The sequence below is a fragment of the Pseudomonas sp. NPDC087697 genome (genome assembly GCF_044743155.1).
Classification (GTDB): Bacteria; Pseudomonadota; Gammaproteobacteria; order Pseudomonadales; family Pseudomonadaceae; genus Aquipseudomonas.
Window position 1 is genome coordinate 1 of sequence record NZ_JBIUVW010000037.1, and the last position, 16186, is coordinate 16186.

A 16186-nucleotide genomic window follows, 5' to 3' on the forward strand; every position below is an offset into this window, starting at 1 on the left:
ATGGTGATTGTCTGCGACGGTACTGACGAAGCGGCCGAGCGTATCGCTCGCGTGCTGCACAACGACCCGGCGACTGGCGTCATGCGTCACGCCGATGCCGGTTACCAGATCGCGATCGACTGCGCCAACGAGCAGGGCCTGAACCTGCCGATGATCACCGGCCGATAAGAAACAACGGGCCACCCTGACGGGTGGCCCAACGCAAGACCCGTAGGAGCTGCCGCAGGCTGCGATCTTTCAGCGTCATGACAGACGCTGAAAATCAAAAGATCGCAGCCTGCGGCAGCTCCTACAGAAATGCGACAACCCTAATAACAATCCACAGAGGTTGACCCATGGCTAATGATGATCGTGCACGCAGTAAACCGTTGATCGAGAAACGTTCGATCGACTACATCCCGGAAGCGGAAAGACACGGTCGTCTATTGAGTCAGTTCACCCTGTGGTTGGGTGCCAACCTGCAAATCACCGCGATTGTGACGGGTGCATTGGCGGTGGTACTGGGCGGGGATGTGTTCTGGTCGTTGATCGGTTTGCTGATCGGCCAATTGCTCGGCGGTGGTGTCATGGCGCTGCACGCAGCCCAAGGTCCGCAACTCGGCTTGCCACAAATGATCTCCAGCCGCGTGCAGTTTGGCGTGTATGGGGCGGTGATTCCGCTGGTGCTGGTGTGCCTGATGTACATCGGCTTCTCTGCCAGCGGTTCGTTGCTGGCAGGGCAGGCGGTAGCGCAGTTGCTGCACGTTGAAGACTGGGTCGGCATTGCGCTGTTCGCAGGCAGCATCATGGTCTTCACTATGTTTGGCTATCGGGTGATCCACGGCATCGGTCGGGTCGCCAGTGTGCTGGGCGTGGTGGCGTTCATCTACCTGTTCTACAAACTGCTGGCCGGTAACGACATCAGTGCGCTGCTGGGCAACAAGCACTTCTCTGTGGCGAGTTTCCTGTTGGCGGTGTCGCTGTCGGCGTCCTGGCAGATCGCGTTCGGCCCTTATGTGGCGGACTACTCGCGTTACCTGCCGCGTAGCACCTCTGCGTCGAAAACCTTCTGGGCCGTTGGCCTGGGTTCGGTGATCGGTGCACAGGCGTCGATGGTCTTCGGTGTGTTCGCCGCAGCCTTGGCCGGTTCGCAGTTCGCTCACCATGAGGTGTCGTTCATTGTCAGCCTGGGCGGTACCGGGATTGTCGCGGCGCTGCTGTACTTCGCCGTGGCTTTCGGCAAAGTCACCGTGACCACGTTGAACGCCTACGGCAGCTTCATGTCGATCGCGACGATCATCAGTGGCTTCCGTGGCAGCCGCCACATTGGAAGCGGCGTGCGCCTGCTGTACATCTTCATCATGGTGTCGCTCGCCGCTGCACTGGCATTGCTCGGCAAGGACTCGTTCCTCAAGGAATTCTCCGCGTTCATCCTGTTCCTGCTGGCGTTCTTCACGCCGTGGAGCGCGATCAACCTGGTGGACTTCTACTGCATCACCAAAGAGCGCTATGACATTCCGGCACTGTCCAACCCTGAGGGGCGCTACGGTCGCTGGAACATCATGGGCATCAGCATTTACGTGTTCGGCGTGTTGATTCAAATGCCGTTCATTTCCACCCACTTCTACACCGGCCCTCTGGTCGCGAGCCTCGGTGATACCGACATCTCATGGATCATCGGTCTGGTGGTACCGGCGGCGATGTACTACTTCGCCGCCAAGAAGTGGCACAGCAAAGTACCCGAGCGCCTGATCCTGCCGGTAGAGCAGGGCGACGTTTCAGAAGCGAAAACAAGTGGGGCGGATGGCGTTGCAGCGATCTGATTGGACGGAACTGGCGAAGATCTTCATGAAGGAACATCCTGAGATCTGGCAGGCGTGGGTCACCACCGACGCTGCCAGGAAAATCAACGCGGCACTGTAGGCAGATACCTCCCGGCTAACCGAGAGGCTGGCCGGGACGTTCGCCACATCCACTTGATTGAGAGTCTCTTATGTTTCCCGAAAGCTTCACCTTTTCCATCGCCGACTGGGTCAACACGTGGGTTGATACGCTGGTCGTCAACTATGGAGATGTGTTCCGACACATCTCCGACACCTTGCTCTGGGCCATCGTCAACCTCGAAGGCCTGCTGCGCGCGGCACCGTGGTGGTTGATGCTGGCGATCGTTGCCGGCATTGCCTGGCACGCTACCCGTAAGTGGGTGACGACGGTGGTGATCGTTGGTTTGTTGTTCCTGGTGGGCGCTGTCGGCCTCTGGGAAAAGCTCATGCAAACGTTGGCGCTGATGCTGGTGGCGACGGTTATTTCGGTGCTGATCGGCATACCGCTGGGCATTCTGTCGGCGCGCAGCAATCGCCTGCGTTCGGTGCTGATGCCGTTGCTCGACATCATGCAAACCATGCCCAGCTTTGTGTACTTGATCCCGGTGCTGATGTTGTTCGGTCTGGGCAAGGTCCCGGCGATTTTCGCCACCGTGATCTACGCCGTACCGCCGCTGATTCGCCTGACCGATCTGGGCATTCGCCAGGTCGATCGCGAAGTGATGGAAGCCATCAACGCCTTCGGTGCCAACCGTTGGCAGCAACTGTTTGGGGTGCAACTGCCGCTGGCCCTGCCGAGCATCATGGCCGGGATCAACCAGACCACCATGATGGCTCTGTCGATGGTGGTGATCGCCTCGATGATCGGTGCCCGAGGTCTGGGTGAAGACGTACTGGTGGGTATCCAGACCCTGAACGTCGGACGTGGTCTTGAAGCCGGTCTGGCGATCGTGATTCTTGCGGTGGTCATTGACCGCATTACCCAAGCTTACGGTCGTCCACGGCATGAGGTGAGCCAATGAGCAACGCCGCCAAGATCGAAGTCAAAAATGTCTTCAAGATTTTCGGTAACCGTTCGGCCGACGCGCTGAACATGATCCGACAGAACAAGAGCAAGGATCAGGTGCTGGCCGAGACCGGCTGCGTGATCGGTGTGAACGATCTGTCGTTGAGCATTGATACCGGCGAAATCTTCGTGATCATGGGCCTGTCGGGTTCTGGCAAGTCGACACTGGTGCGTCACATCAACCGCCTGATCGACCCGACCAGCGGCGTGATCCTGGTGGACGGCGTGGACATCCTGCAATACGACATGGAGGCCCTGCGTCAATTCCGTCGGCACAAGATCAGCATGGTGTTCCAGAGCTTCGGCCTGCTGCCGCACAAAAACGTGCTGGACAACGTCGCCTATGGCTTGAAAGTACGTGGCGAAAGCAAGCACGTGTGTGCCGAGCGCGCGCAGCACTGGATCAACACCGTGGGCCTCAAAGGCTACGAAAACAAATACCCGCATCAACTGTCCGGCGGTATGCGTCAGCGTGTGGGTCTGGCCCGTGCTTTGGCAGCGGACACTGACATCATCCTGATGGATGAGGCTTTCAGCGCCCTCGACCCACTGATCCGCGCCGAGATGCAGGACCAGTTGCTCGAACTGCAAAAGACCTTGCACAAGACCATCGTGTTCATCACCCACGACCTCGACGAAGCCGTGCGCATTGGCAATCGCATTGCGATCCTCAAGGATGGCCGGTTGATCCAGGTCGGCACGCCGAAAGAGATCCTGCATTCGCCAGCCGACGAATACGTCGATCGTTTCGTTCAGCGGCGTGCGGCGGTGGTTTGAAGAGTTTGTGGTGACTGGGCTGGCCTCATCGCGAGCAAGCTCGCTCCCACAGGGGGACGCGTTTCAATGTGGGAGCGAGCTTGCTCGCGATAGCGTCAGTGAAGCTGCATCAATATTCAGGTTGTACGGATGAGGTTAAAGATGTCCCAGGCTGAAAAAATCGTTATCGCCGATGCCCCGTTGCATTGGCAGGATGTGGTTGCTGTTGCCCGTGGTGGCGTGGTGCTTGAGCTGTCGCCTGCCACCTGGGCGCGGATCAACAACGCTCAGGCCATCGTCCAGCGCATCGTCATCAGCGGCGAGCGCGCCTATGGCGTCAACACCGGTTTAGGCGCGTTGTGCAATGTATCCCTGCAAGGCGAGCAACTGAGCCAATTGTCGCGCAACACCTTGCTCAGTCACGCCTGTGGCGTCGGTGCGCCTCTGGCCGACGAACAGACCCGGGCGATCATGTGTGCGGCAATCATCAACTACAGCCACGGCAAATCCGGCCTGCACCGGCAAGTGGTCGAGGCACTGCTGGCGCTGCTCAACCGTGGCATTACTCCGCAAGTGCCGTCCCAAGGCTCGGTGGGTTACCTGACGCACATGGCGCACATCGGCATCGCGCTGTTGGGCGTTGGTCAGGTCAGCTACCGCGGGCAGATCGTCTCGGCCCAGCAAGCCCTGGCCGAAGAAGGTCTGAAACCTGTGCAGCTCGGCGCCAAAGACGGCCTGTGTCTGGTCAACGGCACGCCGTGCATGACCGGTCTCAGCTGCCTGGCCCTGGCCGACGCGACTCGCCTGCTGCAATGGGCCGACGTGATCAGTGCCATGAGCTTCGAAGCCCAGCGCGGTCAGATCGCTGCGTTCGACGCCGAGATCATCGCCCTCAAACCGCATCCGGGCATGCAACAGGTGGGTATCAACCTGCGTACTTTGCTCGATGGCAGCGAAGTAATCGCTGCGAGCAAAGGTATCCGTACTCAAGACGCGCTGAGCATTCGTTCGATTCCGCAGGTTCACGGCGCGGCCCGCGATCAACTGGCGCACGCGACCCGGCAGATCGAAACCGAACTCAATTCCGTCACCGATAACCCGATGCTGCTGGGCACGCCGGACAACTTCCGGGTGATGTCCCAGGCTAACCCGCACGGCCAGTCGGTGGCGTTGGCTGCTGATCTGCTGGCGATTGCCATGGCGGAAATCGGCTCGATTGCCGAACGTCGTCTCGATCGCTTGATCAACCCGCACGTCAGCGGCTTGCCGGCATTTCTGGTGGCTAACCCCGGCGTGAACTCCGGGATGATGATCGTCCAGTACGTCGCCGCGTCGTTGTGCGCGGAAAACCGCCAGCTGGCGCAACCGGCGGTGCTCGACAACTACGTCACCTCGGGCCTGCAGGAAGATCATCTGAGCATGGGCACCAACGCTGCGCTAAAGCTGCATAGGGCGCTGGAGAACTGCACGCAGATCCTCGCCATCGAGTATTTGCTGGCTGCGCAGGCTTTTGAATTTCTCAAAGGTCAGCGCTTCGGCGCTGGCACCGACACCGCCTGGCGCCTGCTGCGCGAGCGCGTTGCGGCCTATGACCAGGACCGCTGGCTGGCGCCGGACATCGCCAGCGCAGCCTCGATTTTGAAAGACCCGATACTGCTTCAAAACGCTTTACCCAATTTGCACTGATTTCTACAAAAGCCAGCGTGCCAAGGCGCCAGCCCCCTAAAAAAGCGGGCAGCGACGGACAACGGAATCATCCGGAGCGTCTGGTTAGTTAACTGCTCTTAATATAAAGAGCATAAAAGCTCTCAAAAGGAGAACGAATGTGACTGCCCTGAACCTGAATCTTATCCCTGGCCAACTGAGCCTTGCCCAACTGCGTGCTGTTTATCAGCAACCGGTCAAAATCAGCCTCGACGACAGCGCTTCCGCCCAAATCGAGGCCAGCGTTGCCTGCGTGGAACAGATCCTCGCGGAAAACCGTACCGCGTACGGCATCAACACCGGTTTCGGCCTGCTGGCTTCGACCCGCATTGCCAGCGAAGACCTGGAAAACCTCCAGCGCTCGCTGGTGCTGTCCCACGCGGCCGGTGTTGGCGAGCCGATCAGCGACGCCCTGGTGCGTCTGGTCATGGTGCTCAAGGTCAACAGCCTGAGCCGTGGTTTCTCCGGCATTCGCCGGGTGGTGATCGACGCGCTGATCGCCCTGATCAACGCCGAGGTTTACCCGCACATTCCGTTGAAAGGTTCGGTGGGTGCTTCCGGTGACCTGGCGCCTCTGGCCCACATGTCGCTGGTGCTGCTGGGCGAAGGCAAGGCCCGTTACAAAGGCGAATGGCTGGAAGCGACCGAGGCGCTGAAAGTTGCGGGCCTCAAGCCGCTGACCCTGGCTGCCAAAGAAGGTCTGGCGCTGCTCAACGGTACTCAGGTGTCCACCGCCTACGCGCTGCGTGGCCTGTTCGAAGGTGAAGACCTGTTCGCTGGCGCTCTGGCACTTGGCGGTCTGACTGTTGAAGCGGTACTCGGCTCGCGTTCGCCGTTCGATGCTCGTATTCATGCTGCCCGTGGCCAAAAAGGCCAAATCGATGCCGCTGCCGCTTACCGCGACCTGTTGGGTGAGCGCAGCCAGGTTTCCGATTCGCATGAGAACTGCGAAAAGGTTCAGGACCCGTACTCGCTGCGTTGCCAGCCACAAGTCATGGGCGCCTGCCTGACTCAGTTCCGTCAGGCTGCTGAAGTCCTGGCAATCGAAGCCAACGCTGTATCGGATAACCCGTTGGTATTCGCTGCTGAAGGTGACGTGATCTCCGGCGGTAACTTCCACGCTGAACCGGTCGCCATGGCGGCAGACAACATGGCTCTGGCCATCGCTGAAATCGGCTCCCTGAGCGAACGCCGCATCTCGCTGATGATGGACAAGCACATGTCGCAACTGCCGCCGTTCCTGGTAGCCAACGGTGGCGTGAACTCCGGCTTCATGATCGCCCAGGTGACTGCGGCGGCTCTGGCCAGCGAGAACAAGGCACTGTCGCACCCGCACTCGGTGGACAGTCTGCCGACTTCCGCCAACCAGGAAGACCACGTTTCCATGGCACCAGCCGCTGGTAAGCGTCTGTGGGAAATGGCCGAAAACACTCGCGGCGTTCTGGCTGTCGAGTGGCTGGCCGCGTGTCAGGGTCTGGACCTGCGTGACGGTCTGAAGACCTCCTCGAAACTGGAGAAGGCACGGGGCATCCTGCGTGACAAAGTACCGTTCTACGAGAAGGACCGTTTCTTTGCGCCGGACATCAACGCCGCGAGCGAACTGCTGGCTTCGCGCTGCTTGAATGAGCTGGTGATGGCGAAGTTGCTGCCTAGCCTGTAATGGCCCTATCGCGAGCAAGCTCGCTCCCACAGGATTGTGCTGAACCTGTAGAAGCGAGCTTGCTCGCGATTCGATTTTGCGTCGATAAGAACAACTAAGGACGAGAAATGCAAAAGCCAGCAAACGGCTTGAAACGCGGGCTATCTGCCCGACATATTCGCTTCATGGCGCTGGGGTCGGCTATCGGCACCGGGCTGTTTTACGGTTCTGCCTCGGCCATCCAGATGGCCGGTCCTGCGGTGCTGCTCGCCTACCTGATCGGTGGTGCGGCGGTGTTCATGGTCATGCGCGCCCTCGGTGAGATGGCCGTGCACAACCCGGTTGCAGGTTCTTTCGGTCAATACGCCAGCACCTACCTGGGACCGATGGCAGGCTTCATTCTGGGTTGGACCTACGCTTTTGAAATGGTCATCGTCGGCCTGGCCGACGTCACTGCATTTGGCATTTACATGGGCTTCTGGTTTCCGGAAGTCGCGCGCTGGATCTGGGTGCTCGGCATCGTTTCGGTGATCGGCGGCCTGAACCTGTGCAACGTCAAAGTCTTCGGTGAAATGGAGTTCTGGTTTTCGCTGCTTAAGGTCGCCGCCATCGTCGCGATGATCCTCGGCGGCTTCGGCATCATGCTGTTCGGTATCAGCAATGCGCCAGGCTCCCAGGTCACCAGCATCACCAATCTCTGGACCCAGGGCGGCTTCATGCCGAACGGCTTCGGTGGTCTGATCGCTTCGTTTGCGGTAGTGATGTTTGCCTTCGGCGGCATCGAAATCATCGGCGTTACCGCCGGTGAAGCCAAAGACCCGCAGAGCGTATTGCCCAAGGCGATCAACGCCGTACCGCTGCGCATTCTGCTGTTCTACGTGCTGACCCTGTTCGTACTGATGTCGATCTTCCCTTGGCAGCAGATTGGCAGCCAAGGCAGCCCGTTCGTGCAGATTTTCGACAACCTGGGCATCAGTTCGGCCGCGACCGTCCTCAATATCGTGGTGATTTCGGCCGCCGTTTCGGCGATCAACAGTGACATCTTTGGCGCTGGCCGCATGATGTATGGCCTGGCCGAACAAGGTCATGCGCCGAAGGCTTTTGCCCAATTGTCGCGTCACGGCGTGCCGTGGCTGACCGTGGTGGTGATGAGCATTGCATTGCTGTTGGGCGTGTTGCTGAACTACCTGATTCCGGAAAACGTGTTCCTGCTGATCGCGTCCATTGCGACCTTTGCTACCGTCTGGGTCTGGCTGATGATTCTGTTCACTCAGGTGGCGATGCGTCGTTCCATGACGCCTGAGCAAGTCGCGCAGTTGAAATTCCCGGTACCGTTCTGGCCTTATGCGCCGATGGCGGCGATTGCGTTCATGCTGTTTGTCTTTGGCGTACTGGGCTATTTCCCGGACACTCAGGCGGCACTGATCGTCGGCGTGGTCTGGATTGTGTTGCTGGTGCTGGCTTACCTGACGTGGGTTAAACCGGCGGCAGGGCAGGCAGCCCTGGTCGCACGTGATCCTTCTTTTTCTCATTGATAACCTAACGGAGGCCTCGGATGAAAACTCTCTGGCAACACTGCCACGTTGCAAGCATGGCGCAGGGCACTTACTCGATCATCGAGGATGCCGCCATCGTGACGTCAGGAGCGCACATTGAGTGGATCGGCCCACGTAGCGAGCTGCCGTCCGGCGAATACCCCGAGGTCCATGACCTCGCGGGGGCCTGGGTCACCCCGGGCCTGATCGACTGCCACACCCACACGGTGTTCGGCGGCAACCGCAGCGGCGAGTTCGAGCAGCGTCTGCAAGGCGTGAGCTATGCAGAAATCGCGGCGGCTGGTGGCGGTATCGCCAGCACCGTGCGTGCCACGCGTGCGGCGACCGAGGACGAGCTGTTTGCCAGTGCGAAAAAACGTCTGAAAAGCCTGCTGCGTGATGGCGTGACCAGCATCGAGATGAAATCCGGTTATGGCCTCGACCTGGCCAGCGAGCGGAAAATCCTGCGGGTGATCCGCCGCCTCGGCGCCGAACTGCCGGTCAGCGTGCGCAGCACCTGCCTGGCCGCTCACGCCTTGCCACCAGAGTATGCCGACCGCGCCGACGACTACATCGACCACATCTGCTCTGAAATGCTCCCGGCGCTGGCCGCTGAAGGTCTGGTGGATGCGGTGGATGCGTTTTGCGAATACCTGGCGTTTTCGCCAGCGCAGGTCGAGCGGGTGTTCGTTGCCGCGCAGAAACTTGGTTTGCCGGTGAAGCTACACGCCGAGCAGCTGTCGTCCCTGCACGGCTCCAGTCTGGCGGCGCGTTATCACGCGTTGTCGGCCGACCATCTGGAGTTCATGACCGAAGATGACGCCATCGCCATGGCCGCCTCCGGCACCGTTGCGGTGTTGCTGCCGGGGGCCTTCTACTTCCTGCGGGAAACCCAGTTGCCGCCGATGGATGCCTTGCGCAAGCACGGGGTGAAAATCGCCATTGCCAGCGACCTCAACCCCGGCACCTCGCCGGCGTTGTCGGTTCGGTTGATGCTGAACATGGCCTGCACCTGTTTCCGCATGACCCCGGAAGAGGCCCTGGCCGGCGCGACTATTCACGCCGCCACGGCATTGGGCATGGAGCACACCCACGGTTCGCTTGAAGTTGGCAAAGTCGCTGACTTCGTGGCCTGGCAGATCGATCGTCCCGCCGACCTGTCGTATTGGTTGGGTGGTGACCTGGAAAAACGCGTCGTGCGTCACGGCGTTGAAGTCGAGTTATAGGAGAACGGTTGTGGATAAGGTTCTGAACTTCAAACAAGGCCGGGTGCCGCTGCTGATCAGCATGCCTCACGCTGGCGTGCGTCTGACGCCTGCGGTTGAAGCCGGTTTGATCCCCGAGGCGCAAAGCCTGCCGGACACCGACTGGCATATTCCCACGCTCTACGAGTTCGCCGCTGAGCTGGGCGCCAGCACCCTGGCCGCCGAGTATTCGCGGTTCGTCATCGACCTGAACCGTCCGTCAGACGACAAGCCGTTGTATGTCGGTGCGACGACCGGTCTGTACCCGGCGACGTTGTTCGACGGCGTGCCGTTGTTCCGCGAAGGGCTGGAGCCGTCGGCACAAGAGCGTGCGACGTACCTGGAGAAAGTCTGGACGCCGTACCACAGCACCTTGCAGCAAGAACTGGCGCGGCTGAAAGCCGAGTTCGGTTATGCGCTGCTGTTCGATGCGCACTCGATCCGTTCGGTGGTCCCGCACCTGTTCGACGGCAAGCTGCCGGACTTCAACCTTGGCACCTTCAACGGCGCCAGTTGCGATCCACAGCTGGCCAGCCAGCTCGAAGCCATCTGCGCTCGGCACACTGATTACAGCCATGTGCTCAACGGGCGTTTCAAGGGCGGCCACATCACCCGTCATTACGGCAACCCGGCCGAAAACATCCACGCGGTGCAACTGGAGCTGGGGCAGTGCACCTACATGGAAGAGGTCGAGCCGTTCCGCTATCGGCCTGATCTGGCGGCGCCGACGCAAGTGGTGCTCAAGGAATTGCTGCAAGGTTTGTTGGATTGGGGATCTAAAAATTTCTTGAAGTAAGGTTGGGGGCTGGCATTAAATTAGATGTTGGCCCCTGTTTAATAGATTGAAGTATCCAAATAGTCGGAAGGTTTCTTGGTTGGAGTCTCCTACCCAAAGTTCGAAATTGCCTGTGATGCGTGTTCTATCTGCGTCCCACTCGTAGTCTATATGGCCAGTGTCGCCCAGGTAGGTTTCGACCGTATCTATCAGATTGTCTTTATCAGGTATTTTGTCGACAATTTTGGACAGGTTTCCACTGTTTTTGTTCAGTAAGGGCGGAATGGCCGCGGGAAACAGCTGTTGATCATCGGTGAGTTTATCTCGTGCGATATGTAGTTGAATTGCGATAACTTCTTTAATGCTAGCTAAGCCCTTTTTATAGGCTGGGTCTTTAAAGATGTCTTGGAAGGCTGCTAGTGTCCAGCATTCAATTCCTGTTGAGTCGACGCTCTTTTCTATATTTATTTTGTTCGCCTTGAATGAGAAGTCTCCAGTTGGAAATTTTATGGTCGCATTGAATTCTTCATTAGGCTTTTGTGATGTAGAAGGCGTGCTCATACTATATTCTCCGGATTGAAATATTATCTTTGCGGGTAGCGGTTGCTGTTCTGCTTGTTGATTTAATATTTCTCAAGGTTTTTTGTCTGCTGGTACTTTTGACAGTTCTTTAGATTGTTTGGTTATATTGTTCTTTCTATACGCGCCCTCTCGCGCTTTATTTGAATGTCAACGCCTTGGCTACGGCATCCGCGACAAGCGTCTGGATATCTTCCTCGGTTATTGGAAACCGGCGATGGACAAAAAACATCGCGCCGTTCGTGTCCGCCAATCAAGTGAAGGTCATGGATAAACCGAGTCTGTCCGACGCTCAAGCAACGCTCGCGGTGCCTGACTACGTGGCTGCCGCCGGTTTGAAAACCTTCGCCGACATCGTCCGATTCAAGGATCATCTCGGCGGCAAAATCTATGGCATCGAGCCGGGCAGCGGCGCCAATACCACGATCAAAGCCATGATCGAGACGAATCACTTCTGCTGTTCTACGTGCTGACCCTGTTTGTGCTGATGTCGATCTTTCCATGGCAGCAGATCGGCAGCCAGGGCAGCCCGTTCGTGCAGATTTTCGACAACCTCGGTATCAGCTCGGCGGCGACTGTCCTTAATATCGTGGTGATCTCGGCGGCTGTCTCGGCGATCAACAGTGACATCTTTGGCGCCGGCCGCATGATGTACGGCCTGGCCGAACAAGGTCACGCGCCAAAGGCTTTTGCCCAATTGTCCCGTCACGGTGTGCCGTGGATGACCGTGGTGGTGATGAGTGTCGCGCTGCTGTTGGACGTGTTGTTGAACTACCTGATTCCGGAAAACGTGTTCCTGCTGATTGCGTCCATTGCGACCTTCGCAACGGTCTGGGTCTGGCTGATGATTCTGTTCACTCAGGTGGCGATGCGTCTGCGCCCGGCACACGGCTTACAGCCATGTGCTCAACGGGCGCTTCAAGGGCGGCCACATCATCCGTCATTACGGCAACCCGGCCGAAAACATCCACGCGGTGCAGCTGGAGCTGGGGCAGTGCACCTACATGGAAGAGGTCGAGCCGTTCCGCTATCGCCCGGACCTGGCGGCGCCGACGCAAGTGGTGCTCAAGGAATTGCTGGAAGGGTTGTTGGCCTGGGGGCAGAAGCACTACGGCGCATAACACTGTGGGAGCGAGCCTGCTCGCGATGGCGGACTGACAGGCAACAGCAATGTTGAATGCAATGGCCTCATCGCGAGCAGGCTCGCTCCCACAAGGTAACCTCCCTCGCCACAGGGTGGTGGGACAGTCGCCACTGTGCAAAACACAGTCGCCACAGGGCGCTTTGGCGCTAGCTTCGCTGAGTAACGTTGTGGGCACGGTGCATGAAGACACCGGGCCCACAATAACCAGCTGCCGAGCGAGCCTTCCCGATGAAACGACTGTTCAACCGCTGTCTGTTAATCCTTACCGGCACCGCACTTCTGAGCGCCAACACCTTTGCCAGCGAACCGGCGTCCTGCCAGTCCGTGCGCATGGGAGTGGTCAACTGGACCGATGTGATCGCCACCAGTGGCATGGCCGATGTCTTGCTCAATGGACTTGGCTACGAAAGCAAGCAAACCAGCGCCGTGCAGCAAATCATCTTTGCCGGCATCCGCGACAAACGCCTGGATATCTTCCTCGGCTACTGGAAGCCGGCGATGGACAAGAACATCGCGCCGTTCATCGCCGCCAATCAACTCAAAGTCATGGACAAACCCAGCCTGTCTGACGCCCAGGCTACCCTCGCGGTACCCGACTATGTTGCGGCGGCGGGTCTGAAAACCTTCGGCGATATCGCCAAATTCAAAGACCAGTTGGGTGCCAAAATCTACGGCATCGAACCGGGCAGCGGCGCCAACACCACCATCAAAACCATGATCGAGACCAATCACTTTGGCCTCAAGGACTTCAAGCTGATCGAATCCGGCGAGGCCGGCATGCTTGCTGCCGTGCAGCGGGCGGTCAATCGCAAGGAGTTCGTGGTGTTCGTCGGCTGGACCCCGCATCCAATGAACATCAACATGAAGATCAACTACCTGACCGGCAGCGAGGATGTCTACGGTCCTAATGAAGGTGCGGCGACTGTCTCGACCGTGACCGCGCCGGATTACGCCCAGCGTTGCCCGAACGTGAACCGTTTGCTGGAAAACCTGACATTTACCGCGTCTCAGGAAAGCCAGTTGATGGTGCCGATCATGGAGCGCAAGACCGCTCAGGATGTCGCCCGGCAATGGCTGCGTGATCACCCCGAGGATCTTCAGCGCTGGCTGGCGGGTGTCAGCAGTTTTAATGGCAAGGACGGTTTGGCGGCGGTACAGGCCAGTTTGAAATAAAACTAAAGCCGGAACACAAGAGCCTGTGGCGAGGGAGCTTGCTCCCGCTCGGCCGCGAAGCGGTCGTAATCCGGCAATCGCGAGCTCTCTGGATACTCGCGGTGGCTGATTTTAGGGTCGCTTCGCAACCCAACGGGGGCAAGCCCCCTCGCCACAGGGTTTGCCCAGCCCCTGAGGGGGCTGACTCCTTTGCTACCCAGGTCACTCCAGCATGTCCGATTACCCGCTTTCACCGCAGCTCTCGGCATTCGTCGAAAAAACCCTCAGCTTCAACAGCGCTGACAGCAGTCTGAACGGGCTGCGTCAGGCCTACAGCCAAATGTGCCGGGCATTTACCCCTGCTCGGCCGGAGGGGCTGGCGGTCGCCGATTTCATGCTGGGCGGTGTTGCCGTCCGGTCCTACCAGCCGCCGGCTTCACCGCCGGATTCGGGCTGGCCGTGCATGTTGTATCTGCACGGCGGTGGCTGGGTGGTGGGGGATCTGGATTCGCACGACTTCATTTGCGCCGAACTGGCGACGGTTCTGGGCGTGTTGGTGATTGCCGTCGATTACCGGCTGGCACCGGAGCATCCATTCCCGGCGGCATTCGATGACTGCCTGAACGTGTGGCGAGCACTGTGCGCCGGGGCGAGCCCGTTTGCGCTGGACGCTACGCGGATGCTGGTGGCCGGTGACAGCGCCGGCGGCAATCTGGCCGCCGCGTTGTGTCTGGCGCTGCGCGACCGGGGCGAGCGCTTGCCCTGCGCGCAAGTCTTGATCTATCCAGGACTGGGCGGTGACGCCAGGCTCCCATCGCGCAGCGAATGTGCCGACGCGCCGCTACTCAGCAGCAGCGACCTGGACTGCTATCACGCGTTGTACTTGCGCGGTTCACGGCACCCGTCGGCCTATGCCATGCCATTGCTCGCCGATGATTTCAGCGGTTTGCCACCGACGATGATCGCCGTCGCGCAGTTCGACCCGCTGCGCGACGACGGTGTCAGTTATGCCCAGCGACTTGAAACCGCAGGGGGCGAGGTCTGTCTGTATCCGGGCAAAGGGCTGGTTCACGGCTGTTTGCGCGGCCGGGGCCAGGTCGCGGAAGTGGATCTGCTGTATGAAAACCTGTTGGCGTATTTGCATCGGTTTCTTGTAAGCGAAGTCTGATTTTTCGCGGGCATGCTCATTGACGTAATTCGGGTTTATGATGCCGGACGGCAGAATAATAGAAGTCCCCCCAGGGATGACCTCGACCCCTTACGGAGCGCGCAATGCAGACTTTGTACCCACAGATCAAACCTCACGCCCGGCACGATCTGGCTGTCGATGAAACACACACGCTATACGTCGACGAAAGTGGTTCACCGGAAGGTTTGCCGGTGGTGTTCATTCACGGTGGCCCGGGGGCTGGTTGTGATGCACAGAGTCGGTGCTTCTTCGATCCGAACCTGTACCGTATTGTCACATTCGATCAGCGCGGTTGCGGTCGCTCTACCCCGCACGCCAGCCTGGAAAACAACACCACCTGGGATCTGGTCGCCGACCTTGAGCGAATTCGCCAGCACTTGGGTATCGACAAATGGGTGCTGTTCGGCGGCTCCTGGGGTTCGACCCTGGCACTGGCCTACGCGCAAACCCACCCTGAGCGTGTGCACGGTCTGATTCTGCGCGGGATCTTTCTCTGCCGTCCGCAGGAAATCGAATGGTTCTACCAGGCCGGCGCCAGCCGTCTGTTCCCGGATTACTGGCAGGACTACATCGCACCGATCCCTGCGGACGAGCGCGACGACCTGCTCAGTGCTTTCCACAAGCGTCTGACCGGCAACGACCAGATTGCCCAGATGCATGCGGCCAAGGCCTGGTCGACCTGGGAAGGCCGCACGGCCACCCTGCGTCCGAACCCGATGGTGGTCGAGCGCTTCTCCGAGCCGCAGCGCGCGCTGTCGATCGCCCGGATCGAATGCCACTACTTCACCAACAACGCCTTCCTTGAGCCGAACCAGCTGATTCGCGACATGGGCAAGATCGCCCATTTGCCGGGTGTCATCGTCCACGGCCGTTATGACGTGATCTGCCCGTTGGATAACGCCTGGGAACTGCATCAAGCCTGGCCGAACAGCGAATTGCAGGTGATCCGCGATGCCGGGCATGCGGCGTCCGAACCGGGAATCACCGATGCACTGGTGCGTGCGGCCAGTCAGATGGCCCGGCGTTTGCTTGATCTGCCACCTGAAGAAGCATGAAAGGCCTGTTACAGCGCGTGCGTGGCGCGCGCGTCGAAGTGGCGGGGGAGATTGTGGGTGCGGTAGACCAGGGTTTGCTGGTGCTGGTGGCGGTCGAGCCTGAAGACACTCGGGCAAGCGCCGACAAACTCCTGCATAAGCTGCTTAACTATCGGGTATTCAGTGACACCGAGGGCAAGATGAACTTGTCCTTGGCCGACGTCGGCGGTGGTTTGCTGTTGGTATCGCAGTTCACCCTGGCCGCCGATACCAAAAATGGTTTGCGTCCGAGCTTTTCTACCGCTGCCCCACCGGCACTGGGAGAAGAGCTATTTGACTATATATTAGCCAAAGCGCAGCAGGTTCATGGCAAAGTGGCATCAGGTAGATTTGGCGCGGATATGCAGGTGCATCTGGTCAATGATGGCCCGGTAACCTTCCTGTTACAGACCTGAAAGCGCTTGAAACATCTTTTCAGGCGTGTTTCGGTCGAAAACAGGGGTTTTTCGCGATAAATACTTTGTTACCCCTGATGCGTTGTAACGCGGCCTACTAGATAATCCCGCG

The 16186-nt window shown here is 59.1% G+C and carries 14 protein-coding genes and 4 pseudogenes; 17 read left to right on the forward strand and 1 reads right to left on the reverse strand.

Annotated features, from left to right (window positions below):
• The 10 genes and pseudogenes from ACIPIN_RS21535 to hutG all read left to right on the forward strand — a co-directional run.
• Positions 1–168 (forward strand): hypothetical protein (locus tag ACIPIN_RS21535; RefSeq protein WP_401121967.1); only part of this gene is annotated, 168 nt, incomplete at its 5' end.
• Positions 169–335: 167 nt separating this feature from the next.
• Positions 336–1802 carry a purine-cytosine permease family protein gene (locus tag ACIPIN_RS21540; RefSeq protein ID WP_401121862.1) on the forward strand — a complete coding sequence of 489 codons (1467 nt, stop codon included), beginning with the start codon at positions 336–338 and terminating at the stop codon, positions 1800–1802.
• Positions 1768–1902 (forward strand): annotated as a pseudogene (locus tag ACIPIN_RS21545) (histidine ABC transporter substrate-binding protein); the annotation flags it as partial. The gene ACIPIN_RS21540 and the pseudogene ACIPIN_RS21545, both read left to right, overlap by 35 nt.
• A 70-nt stretch (positions 1903–1972) precedes the next feature.
• Entirely contained in the window at positions 1973–2824 is an 852-nt protein-coding gene (locus tag ACIPIN_RS21550; protein ID WP_401121863.1) for an ABC transporter permease, read from the forward strand.
• On the forward strand, positions 2821–3645 hold the full coding sequence (locus ACIPIN_RS21555; protein ID WP_401121865.1) for a glycine betaine/L-proline ABC transporter ATP-binding protein: 825 nt from the start codon (positions 2821–2823) through the stop codon (positions 3643–3645). Before ACIPIN_RS21550 ends, ACIPIN_RS21555 begins: the two co-directional genes overlap by 4 nt.
• Positions 3646–3786: 141 nt before the next feature.
• Positions 3787–5310 (forward strand): histidine ammonia-lyase, encoded by a 1524-nt coding sequence (gene hutH / locus ACIPIN_RS21560; RefSeq protein WP_401121867.1) that lies wholly within the window; start codon positions 3787–3789, stop codon positions 5308–5310.
• 148 nt (positions 5311–5458) lie between these two features.
• Positions 5459–6988: a histidine ammonia-lyase gene (gene hutH, locus ACIPIN_RS21565; protein WP_401121970.1), complete on the forward strand. Its 1530-nt coding sequence runs from the start codon at positions 5459–5461 to the stop codon at positions 6986–6988.
• 107 nt (positions 6989–7095) lie between these two features.
• Positions 7096–8502, forward strand: coding sequence for an amino acid permease (locus ACIPIN_RS21570; RefSeq protein ID WP_401121869.1), 1407 nt, complete (start codon positions 7096–7098; stop codon positions 8500–8502).
• A gap of 20 nt (positions 8503–8522) precedes the next feature.
• Positions 8523–9728, forward strand: coding sequence for an imidazolonepropionase (hutI, locus tag ACIPIN_RS21575; RefSeq protein WP_401121872.1), 1206 nt, complete (start codon positions 8523–8525; stop codon positions 9726–9728).
• 10 nt (positions 9729–9738) lie between these two features.
• A complete protein-coding gene (hutG, locus tag ACIPIN_RS21580; RefSeq protein ID WP_401121874.1) occupies positions 9739–10542 on the forward strand; it encodes an N-formylglutamate deformylase in 804 nt (267 codons plus the stop codon).
• Positions 10543–10557: 15 nt separating this feature from the next.
• Here the strand turns inward: hutG and ACIPIN_RS21585 are convergent, their stop codons facing one another.
• Entirely contained in the window at positions 10558–11082 is a 525-nt protein-coding gene (locus ACIPIN_RS21585; protein WP_401121877.1) for a hypothetical protein, read from the reverse strand.
• Positions 11083–11266: 184 nt separating this feature from the next.
• On the opposite strand from ACIPIN_RS21585, the pseudogene ACIPIN_RS21590 reads away from it, so the two are divergent.
• The 7 genes and pseudogenes from ACIPIN_RS21590 to dtd all read left to right on the forward strand — a co-directional run.
• Positions 11267–11555 (forward strand): annotated as a pseudogene (locus tag ACIPIN_RS21590) (glycine betaine ABC transporter substrate-binding protein); the annotation flags it as partial.
• Positions 11552–11980 (forward strand): annotated as a pseudogene (locus ACIPIN_RS21595) (amino acid permease); the annotation flags it as partial. The pseudogenes ACIPIN_RS21590 and ACIPIN_RS21595, both read left to right, overlap by 4 nt.
• Positions 11973–12221 (forward strand): annotated as a pseudogene (locus ACIPIN_RS21600) (N-formylglutamate amidohydrolase); the annotation flags it as partial. The pseudogenes ACIPIN_RS21595 and ACIPIN_RS21600, both read left to right, overlap by 8 nt.
• Before the next feature lie 251 nt (positions 12222–12472).
• Complete coding sequence (locus ACIPIN_RS21605; protein WP_401121879.1) at positions 12473–13417, forward strand: choline ABC transporter substrate-binding protein; 945 nt, start codon at positions 12473–12475, stop codon at positions 13415–13417.
• A gap of 211 nt (positions 13418–13628) precedes the next feature.
• Positions 13629–14564 carry an alpha/beta hydrolase gene (locus ACIPIN_RS21610; protein WP_401121881.1) on the forward strand — a complete coding sequence of 312 codons (936 nt, stop codon included), beginning with the start codon at positions 13629–13631 and terminating at the stop codon, positions 14562–14564.
• 104 nt (positions 14565–14668) lie between these two features.
• Positions 14669–15640 carry a prolyl aminopeptidase gene (gene pip, locus ACIPIN_RS21615; RefSeq protein ID WP_401121883.1) on the forward strand — a complete coding sequence of 324 codons (972 nt, stop codon included), beginning with the start codon at positions 14669–14671 and terminating at the stop codon, positions 15638–15640.
• Positions 15637–16074 carry a D-aminoacyl-tRNA deacylase gene (gene dtd / locus ACIPIN_RS21620; RefSeq protein WP_401121885.1) on the forward strand — a complete coding sequence of 146 codons (438 nt, stop codon included), beginning with the start codon at positions 15637–15639 and terminating at the stop codon, positions 16072–16074. The genes pip and dtd overlap by 4 nt, the downstream gene beginning before the upstream one ends.
• Positions 16075–16186 lie beyond the last annotated feature (112 nt).